Genomic DNA, 9211 nt, shown 5'->3' with positions numbered 1-9211 from the left:
TGTGCGGGGCGAGCGCGTCGGGGGCGAAGGGCAGGGGGGGGAGTTCGTGTTGCATGGGCTTCTCCTTGAGTGAGTGGCGGTTGCATAAATCAAACCAGTCCCATTCTAGGAACAGCCGTTTGACTTTGCTCACTCAAGGAAACGCAGGGCCGCCCCAAGTTTCCTTGATCCCCACGGGGGGCGGGTCGGCGAGCCGACCCTGGGGGCGCTTAATTCGGCGGTATGTCCGCTTCGAGAGGATGGGGTTGGGCGTCGATGTGGCCGATGTCGATCCGCACCGCGCGTTGCGCGTCGGCCAGCAGCAGGGGCTGCTGTGGCGCGAGCTGCGTGAGGTCGCGCAGCACCTGGCCGTTTGCGTTCATGCCCAGCAGGTAGCCGCGTGCGAGGGTGGCGCGCGGGCTGAGGAGTTGCAGGTGCTGCGCGGCGCGTTCCAGCCGAAGCTGGGAGTTGGAAAGCTGGCGCGACAGCGTCTCTGGCAAGCTGCGCTCGCATCGGTTCAGGCGCTCGCGCTCCCGGGGTGCGCGCTGGCGCAGCGCATGGGCCAGGCGGTGCTGTAAGAGTTGCAGCCGTTGCGCGTGCAGCCTCGGCAGGTCGTTCAAGGCCTGCCGCAGTCGCCACTGCAACTGCGCGAGGTGACGCTGCGGTGCGGCCAGCAGCGCCGCGGGTTGCGGCCAGCGCAGGGCGAGGCGGTCGCAGCGCTGCTGTTCGCGCTGCAGATGGTGGCTGAGCGCACTGCTGGCGCGGTGCGCGGTATGGGTGAGCGCATCGAGCAACCCGGCCTGGGCGGGCACGCCGAGTTCGGCGGCGGCGGTGGGGGTGGGCGCGCGCAGGTCGGCGACGAAATCGGCCAGGGTGAAGTCGGTTTCGTGGCCCACGCCACTGATCACCGGCAGGGTGCTGGCGGCAATCGCCCGGGTCAGCGCCTCGTCGTTGAAGGCCCAGAGGTCGTCGAGACTGCCGCCGCCGCGTACCAGCAGGATGAGATCGACTTCGCGCCGCGCCTGCGCGCGCTGCAGGGCGGCGAGCAGCTCGCCGGGCGCTGCGGCGCCCTGCACGCTGGCGGGATAGACCACGACGCGCACCTGCGGGCTGCGCCGCCGCAGAGTGGTGAGCACGTCGCGCAGGGCGGCGGCCTGTAGCGAGGTGATCACGCCCACGGCTTGCGGTAGGGCAGGGAGCCGGCGTTTGCGCTCGGGGTCGAACAGGCCCTCAATCTGCAGTTTGGCCTTGAGGCGCAAAAACGCTTCGAGCAGCGCGCCTTCGCCGTCGGGCTGCACGCTCTCAACAATGAGTTGCAGGTCGCCGCGGGGTTCGTAAATCGCCACGGTGGCGCGCAGCCTCACACTCATGCCGTCGCGCAGCGCGGTGGCGGTAGAGCTTGCGCGCTGGCGGAACCAGACGCAGCGCAGTTGCGCCGCACCGTCCTTGAGGTTGAAGTACTGGTGGCCGCTCGCGGCCCGAACCAGGCCCGAGATTTCGCCACGCACGTTCAGGCTGTTGAAGCGGGCGTTGAGGGCATCAGAGAAGGCCTGAACCAGCGCGGAAACTGTCCACACCAGAGCGCCGTTAGTTGAAGTTTTCAAGGTGGATATCGAGTGGCCAGGTGTGAAACGTCAAGAGGATGTGCACACTTTGCCCGGGGATGCTTTCGGCGTCTGAAAGCGTCTGAAGGTAACGTGCTTGCATGCCAAGTTATTGAAAAACAATGAGAAATTATTGATTAAAAAAGCGTCACATTAAGCCGGGCGCTTGATTTTGCGCGATTTGGCGCCGCCGTTCAGCGCTTTCCCACAGAGTTGTCCACAGAAAGGTGGGATAACTTTTGCAGCCCGCGATCTTGACGCATGACAGCCTCGCGCTGTTTCATTGTCCGCGACTTCTCTGACCCGGCATAATGCGGCGCTGAAAGGCTGCTGCGTGACGGGTTGGACACGCACGGCGACTGATTTTGCAGCGCAAAGACGCAAAGGAAAAAGACCCATGTTGCAGATGGTGGAAGCCGCAGGCTGGCCGATTTGGCCGTTGATTCTGTGCTCGATTGTGGCCCTCGCGGTGATTTTCGAACGACTGGCCTCGCTGCGTCGCGCCCGCATTCTGCCGTCCAAATTGCTGGACGAGGCGCTGAATGTGTCGGCCAAGCAACTGCCGGCGGCCGACGTGATCGACAAGCTCGAACAGAACTCGCCGCTGGGCGCCGTGCTGGCCAGCGGGTTCCGCTCGGTGGCACGGCCGCATGCCAGCGCGGTGGGGCTGCAGGAAGATCTGGAAAACGCCGGACGGCATCAGGTCTATCGGCTGCAGAAGTACCTCAACGCGCTGGCTACCGTGGCCTCTGCGGCGCCTTTGCTCGGTCTGCTCGGCACGGTGGTGGGCATGATCGAGATTTTCGGCTCGCAGTCCACGGCCGGCACCGATCCGACGGTGCTGGCGCATGGCATTTCGGTGGCGCTTTACAACACGGCGCTTGGGCTGATCGTGGCGGTGCCCTCGCTGATTTTTTACCGTTACTTCCGCAGCCGCGTGGACGACTACACGGTCGAACTCGAACAGGCCGCGCGGCGTCTGGCCACGCATCTGCAAAGCTATGTGCCGCGCCGCTGAAATGAACCGCGCCTTCGACCTGCGCCGCTCGCCATGAATTTCAAACGCCAGACCACGGAAGACCCCGAGGTCAACCTCATTCCGCTGATCGATGTGCTGCTGGTCATCCTGATTTTTCTGATGATCAGCACCACCTATTCCAAGTTCACCGAGCTGAAGATCACCCTGCCCACGGCCGACGCCGAGAAGCTGCAGAACCATCCGCAGGAAATCATCGTGGCCGTGAGTAGCGGCGGCGAGTATGCGGTGAACAAGCAGTTGCTCCCGAGCCGCACGGTGAGTGCGCTGACCCAGTCGCTGCTCGACGCGTCCAAAGGCAAGGCCGACACCATGGTGGTGATCAGCGCCGACGCCCAGGCCACGCAGCAATCGGTGGTGAATGTGATGGAGGCCGCGCGCGCCGCGGGCTTGAGCCGCCTGACCTTCGCCACGCAGAAGTCTCCCGGTTCCTGATGGCGCAACCCGCGGGGCACAGCGGCTGGCCGGACGGGTGGCTGCGCCGCAGCCTGCTGAGTTGGGCGCTGTGGCCGCTCTCCCGATTATTCGCGCTGCTGAGCGCCGGGCGCCGCAGCCTGTATCGCGCGGGTGTGCTGCGTGCTGAGCGCGTGGGCGTGCCGGTGGTCGTGGTGGGCAACCTCACTGTGGGCGGCGCGGGCAAGACGCCGCTGATCGCCGAGCTGGCGCGCGGCTTGCAGTTGGCAGGTTGGCGGCCGGGCATAGTTTCTCGAGGTTATGGTCGTCGCTCGACCGACGACGCTCCATTGCGCGTGGACGCGCAGAGCGATCCGGCGGAGTGTGGCGACGAGCCTGTGCTGCTGGCCCGATTGACCGGCTGCCCGGTGATGGTCGGACGGCGGCGCGCCCAGGCCGCGCTCGCCCTGCGGGCCGCCTGGCCCGATGTGGATGTGATTCTGAGCGACGACGGCCTGCAGCATCTGGCGCTGGCTCGCGACGTCGAACTGGTGGTGGTCGATCAGCGCCTTTGGGGCAATGGCTGGCTGTTGCCTGCCGGGCCGCTGCGCGAATCGCCCGGCAGACGGCGCGACGCTACGCTCGGCCCCGAGGCGGTGCTGCGGCAGGTGTCAGGCGGGGGGCTGCACTTCGCGCTGGTGCGCAGCCCGGGCGACATCACGCATCTGGTCAGTGGGCAAACGCTCAGTGCTGCGCAGTTCGTGCAGCGCTTTGGCGCAAAGCCGCTGAGCGCGGTAGCCGGAATCGGTCATCCGGGGCAATTTTTTGCCATGCTGCAAGCTCTCGGGCTGACGGTGCAGACCCGGGCGCTGGGCGACCATCAGCCTTTGAGCGACGACGCGCTGGCCGGGCTGCCGCCAGACGAGCCCATTCTGCTGACGGAAAAGGACGCCATAAAATCGGCCCATCTGCCGCCTGTTTTGCGCGAGCGCCTCTGGGTTGTCGGCCTGCGGCTGCAACTGCCCGCCGACTTGCTGCCCTGGTTGCACCAACAATTGGAGAAAGCCCGTGGACTCCCGACTTCTTGACCTGCTTGTCTGCCCCATTTGCAAAGGGTCGCTGCAATTCGACGCCGCCGCGCAAGAACTGATTTGCCCGCGCGACAAGCTGGCCTACCCGGTGCGCGACGACATTCCGCTGATGCTGGTCGATCTCGCCCGCGACATGACCCTGCCTGCCGACGCAACGCCGAGCCCGGCCCCCGCCGCGACTGCCGAACCGGCGGCCTGAGCATGGCGGCTGCGTTCTGGGTGCTCATACCTGCCCGGCTGGCTTCCACGCGCCTGCCCAACAAGCCCCTGGCGGACATTGCCGGGGCGCCGATGGTGGTGCGCGTGGCGCAGCGTGTGGCGCATAGCGGCGCGCAGGAAGTGGTGGTGGCCTGTGACAGCCCGTTGATTGCGCAGGCCTGTGCGGCGCACGGCGTTCGCGCCGTTCTCACCCGCGAAGATCACGCCAGCGGCACCGACCGGCTGGCCGAGGCGGCCGAATTGCTGGGTCTGCCCGAAGACGCCATCTTGGTCAATGTGCAGGGCGACGAGCCACTGATCGACCCCAAGTTGCCCGCGGCCTGTGCGGCCTTGCTGCAGCGCAATCCGCAAATCCCGATGGCGACCTGCGCGCATGCCATCACCGAGGCGGCCGAGATTTTTAACCCGAATGTGGTGAAGGTCGTGCTCGATGCGCAGGGCAGGGCCCTGTATTTCTCGCGCGCGCCGATTCCGTGGCAGCGCGACGCCTATGCGGCAGGTTCAGGCGGCTGGACGATGCAGGCGCAGCCCCCGCATCCGGTCTATCGTCACATCGGGCTGTACGCCTATCGCCACCGTTTTCTGCGCGATTACGCCAAGCTGGCCCCGGCGCCACTGGAACAGGCCGAAGCGCTGGAGCAATTGCGCGTACTCTGGCACGGGCACCCCATTGCGGTGCATGTGACCAAACAGGCACCCGGCCCTGGGGTCGACACGCTGGCCGATCTGGAGCGCGTGCGGGCGATGTGGCCTGAGCGCTGAACGGGCGCGTAGTCAGCGCCTTGGCAGAGCGGTCTGCTATTCTGAAACGTGCGTTTTTATGATTGAGAGACCTTCATGCGATTGATACTTTTGGGTGCACCGGGCGCGGGCAAGGGCACGCAAGCCGCCTTCATCACCGAGCGCTTCGGCATTCCCCAGATTTCCACCGGAGACATGCTGCGCGCCGCGGTGAAGGCCGGTACGCCGCTGGGCCAGCAGGCGCAGAAAATCATGGAAGCCGGCGCCTTGGTGCCCGACGAGATCATGCTGGGCGTGGTGCGCGAGCGCCTGTCTGCGCCCGACTGCGCCAAGGGTTTTCTGCTCGACGGCTTTCCGCGCACCATCGCCCAGGCCGAAGGTCTGGAGCAGGCGGGAATCGGCATCGACGTAGTCCTTGAGTTCGACGTGCCCGACGTCGACATCATCGAGCGCTTGAGCGGACGCCGGGTGCATCCGGCCTCTGGCCGAACCTATCACCTGGCTTTCAATCCCCCCAAGACGGCCGGAGTGGACGATCTCACCGGCGAGCCGTTGGTGCAGCGCGCCGACGATCAGGAAGACACGGTACGCAAACGCCTGGACGTCTATCACGCGCAGACGCTGCCGCTGGTGAAGTTCTACGCCGAGCGCATGGCCCAGCCCGGCGCGCCGCGTCTGGTCACCATTTCCGGCGTCGGGCCGGTGGCCGAAGTGCAGCAGCGCATCTTCGCCGCATTGCAGGCTTGAGAGGGTGTGAACAAATCCGCCATGCCCGCTCCTCGCGCCCAAATCGTCCCACTCGGCGTTGCAAATGCGCGCCGTGCCGTCGGGCACGGCTGTGCTTTGCGCCTTGATTGGGGACGTTTGGACGCGCTGCTCGGCCACGCCGGATTCATTCACACCCTCTGAGCGGACGGAGCACCCCATGCAACTCTCGGGTCATAGCGCGATCATCAGCGGCGGCGCATCGGGGCTAGGCCGCGCCACGGCAGCCTTGCTAGCGTCACGGGGCATGCGGGTGGTCATCGCCGATCTGCAAGAAGAGGCCGGGCGAGCAACCGCAGCGGACATCGGCTGTCAGTTCATGCGTTGCGATGTGACGCAGGCAAGCGACGTGGAAGCTGCGGTGCAAGCCGCCAACGCACTGGCCCCGCTGCGGGTGGCGGTGAGTTGCGCCGGCATCGCCCCGGCTGCGCGCACGCTGGGCAAGCAAGGCCCCCATGCCCTGGAGCTTTTCCAGCGCGTGATCAACATCAATCTGGTCGGCAGCTTCAACCTCGCTCGCCTTGCCGCCGCCGCGATGGCGCAGCAGCCGCCGCTGGAAGATGGCGAGCGCGGTGTGATCGTCAACACGGCCTCGGTGGCCGCGTTCGACGGGCAGATCGGGCAAGTGGCCTACGCCGCGTCCAAGGCCGGCATCGCCGGCATGACCCTGCCGCTGGCGCGCGATCTCTCGCGGGACGGTATCCGCGTCATGACCATCGCGCCCGGCATTTTCGAGACGCCGATGCTCATGGGCATGCCTCCCGAGGTGCAGGCGGCGCTGGGACAGATGGTGCCGTTTCCGCAGCGTCTGGGACGGCCCGAGGAATACGCGGCCCTGGTCGAATCCATCCTCACCAACCGCATGCTCAATGGCGAAGTCATCCGGCTCGATGGCGCCATTCGCATGCAGCCCAAGTAGTCTCGCCCGATCCAGCCGTTTCGCGGCCACCGCCGCCACGATGACGACGACCGATCCATGCAGCAACGCATCCCGCCCGGTTTCATTCAGGATCTGCTCGCCCGCGCCGACATCGTCGAAGTCGTGGACCAGTATGTCGAGCTGAAAAAGACCGGTACCAACTACAAGGGCCTGTGCCCCTTCCACGGCGAGAAGACACCCTCGTTCACCGTCAGTGCGAGCAAGCAGTTCTATCACTGCTTCGGTTGCGGCGCGCATGGCACGGCCATCGGTTTCCTGATGGAGCACGCTGGCATGGGCTTTGTCGATGCGGTCAAGGAGCTGGCCGGGCGCTACGGCATGACTGTGCCCGAGCCCGACCTCGACCCGCAGCAACTCCGCCAGCTCCAGCAGCAGCGCAGCCTGCAAGCCACGCTCGTCGACGCCCTGCAGACGGCTGACGGCTTTTATCAGCACCGATTGCGGCATAGCGAGCGGGCGAAAAACTACCTCATCGCCCGTGGCTTGCAAGGCCAGGTCGCCAAAAAATTTGGCCTGGGCTACGCCCCGGACGACTGGCAGCCCTTGGCCGGCGCGTTTGCGAATTACAACGCCGATGCCCTGGTGCAATCCGGCCTGGTGGTGGCCCGTGACGCGGCCGGCGACACCCTCGATCCGCAAGCCGAGTCTTTTGCATCGGCGCAGCGTCGCTATGACCGGCTGCGCGACCGCATCACCTTTCCGATTCGCAGTCTGCGCGGCGAAGTCATCGGCTTTGGCGGACGCATCATCGACCAGGGCGAACCCAAATACCTCAACTCGCCGGAAACCGCCGTGTTCCACAAGGGCGAGGAGTTGTACGGCCTGTTCGAAGCCCGCACCGCCATTTCGCGCGCGGGCTATGCGCTGGTGGTCGAAGGCTATATGGACGTTGTGGCGCTCTCCCAATTCGGGGTGGAACAGGCCGTGGCCACGCTGGGTACCGCCTGTACGGCGCAGCAATTGCAAAAACTGTTTCGGCATACCGGCCAGGTGGTGTTCAGCTTCGATGGCGATACCGCGGGCCGCCGCGCCGCGCGCCGGGCGATGGAGCAGGCCCTGCCTCTGCTCAGCGATACGCGGGTGGTGAAGTTCCTGTTCCTGCCCGCCGAGCACGACCCGGATTCTTATGTGCGCGAAAAAGGCGCCGAAGTCTTCGAGCGGGAGATCGGCCGGGCGCAGCCCTTGTCGGAATTTCTGTTTTCCAGCCTGTTCGATGGCGTGGCGATGGCCACCGCCGAGGGGCGTGCGCAGGCCATCCACGAGGCCGGGCCGTTGTTGTCGCAAATCACCGCGCCCGCCCTGCTGGGCCAGTTGCTGGCCGATCTGGCACGCCGCCTGGAGATGCCCGGCACCGAGTTGCGCGAGGTGCTTCGCCTGTCTGCGCCCTCGCGCAAGCCATCGGCTCCGGCAGAGTCGTTTGGCATGCGTGGCATGAAGACGGCGCCGCGTGCGCGCGGCGGTCGCGAGGCGCTGCGGGCCTTTGCCGCGGTGCCGAAAGATCCCCTGCGGCAATTGCTCCCTTTGCTGCTGTCGCAACCCGAGTTGTGGTGGAGCATCAACCCGGCGCAGCATGCGCTGCTCTCGCTGGAGCCCGGGCCGCTGCAGGGGCTGGTGCTGACGCTCGAATCCATTCTGGAAGACCAGCCCGAACTGTCTGCCGCGGCGCTGTGGGAGGCCTTGCGCGCGGCCGGACACTCGCCCGAGGAGGTGCTGGCCGAGTCGCCTGATCCGCTGGAACTGGACGAAGCCGCGGCCAAACAGGATTTGCTGGCCATTCTGTCGCGCCTGGAGCGCGCCGCGCTGAAAAGACGGCAGGACGAACTGGTTGCCGGTGGCCTGGTGGCAGACGCTGACCGCACGGAATACCGCAGTCTGGCGCTACGACTCAAAGAGATCGATCAAACGCAGCGGGGTTGACGGTTTTGGCGCACAGGCAGACAATACCCGGTTTTTTGTAAAATCCACCGCTCTGGGGTGAATATCTGCCAAAACAGACTGCCGGGCATGAGTTCAGGGGCATAGGTTCAGGGGCATAGGTTCGGCAGCAAGGCATAAGCGCCGTGGGGGCGCGGTCATCAAGGAAAACCCAATCGAACCGAGGCCACGAATTTGGGTCGAAGCTAGGCGGGTCAAAGCGATTAAACCTTCTTGGAACTGCCAAGACGTTTGCTGATTCGGCTCGATAGCGCCCTTGCCGTGCGGGCTTGGTGCGAAATAGCCGTGGCACCTTCGCTCAGGCTCTTTGAATTTTGGCGATTCACCCTACATACTGTAAGCAATCCCCCTTCTATATTTCCTTCCGAACCAACGGTCGGTTGAGGTCCACCATGACAAAAGCATCATCCAAAACGCAGACTCCCACCCCGCGGGGCGCATCCCGCAAAGAGGCCGCGGTCGCCGAGGTGAGTCCCGCCGAGGTGCGTCCCGTTGTGGACGCGCCGCG

The 9211-nt window shown here is 65.6% G+C and carries 9 protein-coding genes; 8 read left to right on the top strand and 1 reads right to left on the bottom strand.

Annotated elements, in window-relative coordinates:
• Positions 1 to 209: 209 nt before the first annotated feature.
• On the bottom strand, positions 210 to 1583 hold the full coding sequence (gene xseA / locus AC2VLV_RS09585; protein ID WP_486989762.1) for an exodeoxyribonuclease VII large subunit: 1374 nt from the start codon (positions 1581 to 1583) through the stop codon (positions 210 to 212).
• Between the two features lie 397 nt (positions 1584 to 1980).
• Here xseA and AC2VLV_RS09580 point away from each other — a divergent pair, with 397 nt between their 5' ends.
• The 8 genes from AC2VLV_RS09580 to dnaG all read left to right on the top strand — a co-directional run bounded on the left by AC2VLV_RS09580 (position 1981) and on the right by dnaG (position 8685).
• Positions 1981 to 2601, top strand: coding sequence for a MotA/TolQ/ExbB proton channel family protein (locus tag AC2VLV_RS09580; RefSeq protein ID WP_486989761.1), 621 nt, complete (start codon positions 1981 to 1983; stop codon positions 2599 to 2601).
• Positions 2602 to 2634: 33 nt separating this feature from the next.
• Entirely contained in the window at positions 2635 to 3054 is a 420-nt protein-coding gene (locus AC2VLV_RS09575; protein WP_013106060.1) for an ExbD/TolR family protein, read from the top strand.
• A complete protein-coding gene (gene lpxK, locus AC2VLV_RS09570) occupies positions 3054 to 4100 on the top strand; it encodes a tetraacyldisaccharide 4'-kinase (protein WP_486989760.1) in 1047 nt (348 codons plus the stop codon). Before AC2VLV_RS09575 ends, lpxK begins: the two co-directional genes overlap by 1 nt.
• A complete protein-coding gene (locus tag AC2VLV_RS09565) occupies positions 4081 to 4302 on the top strand; it encodes a Trm112 family protein (protein WP_486989759.1) in 222 nt (73 codons plus the stop codon). The genes lpxK and AC2VLV_RS09565 overlap by 20 nt, the downstream gene beginning before the upstream one ends.
• Positions 4303 to 4304: 2 nt before the next feature.
• A complete protein-coding gene (kdsB, locus tag AC2VLV_RS09560; protein ID WP_486989758.1) occupies positions 4305 to 5084 on the top strand; it encodes a 3-deoxy-manno-octulosonate cytidylyltransferase in 780 nt (259 codons plus the stop codon).
• Positions 5085 to 5159: 75 nt separating this feature from the next.
• A complete protein-coding gene (gene adk / locus AC2VLV_RS09555) occupies positions 5160 to 5810 on the top strand; it encodes an adenylate kinase (RefSeq protein ID WP_486989757.1) in 651 nt (216 codons plus the stop codon).
• A 178-nt stretch (positions 5811 to 5988) separates the two neighbouring features.
• Positions 5989 to 6747 (top strand): SDR family NAD(P)-dependent oxidoreductase, encoded by a 759-nt coding sequence (locus AC2VLV_RS09550; RefSeq protein ID WP_486989756.1) that lies wholly within the window; start codon positions 5989 to 5991, stop codon positions 6745 to 6747.
• A gap of 57 nt (positions 6748 to 6804) precedes the next feature.
• Positions 6805 to 8685: a DNA primase gene (gene dnaG / locus AC2VLV_RS09545; protein WP_486989755.1), complete on the top strand. Its 1881-nt coding sequence runs from the start codon at positions 6805 to 6807 to the stop codon at positions 8683 to 8685.
• The last annotated feature ends 526 nt before the right edge of the window (positions 8686 to 9211 follow it).

It is taken from the genome of Thiomonas sp. TH-17 (genome assembly GCF_057473305.1).
This window is presented reverse-complemented; position numbering and strand designations above follow the sequence as displayed.

Coding starts and splice junctions, on each gene's coding strand:
- adk (WP_486989757.1), top strand. CDS start 5,160: ATGCGATTGATACTTTTGGGTGCACCGGGCGCGGGCAAGGGCACGCAA.
- AC2VLV_RS09580 (WP_486989761.1), top strand. CDS start 1,981: ATGTTGCAGATGGTGGAAGCCGCAGGCTGGCCGATTTGGCCGTTGATT.
- AC2VLV_RS09575 (WP_013106060.1), top strand. CDS start 2,635: ATGAATTTCAAACGCCAGACCACGGAAGACCCCGAGGTCAACCTCATT.
- dnaG (WP_486989755.1), top strand. CDS start 6,805: ATGCAGCAACGCATCCCGCCCGGTTTCATTCAGGATCTGCTCGCCCGC.
- AC2VLV_RS09550 (WP_486989756.1), top strand. CDS start 5,989: ATGCAACTCTCGGGTCATAGCGCGATCATCAGCGGCGGCGCATCGGGG.
- lpxK (WP_486989760.1), top strand. CDS start 3,054: ATGGCGCAACCCGCGGGGCACAGCGGCTGGCCGGACGGGTGGCTGCGC.
- kdsB (WP_486989758.1), top strand. CDS start 4,305: ATGGCGGCTGCGTTCTGGGTGCTCATACCTGCCCGGCTGGCTTCCACG.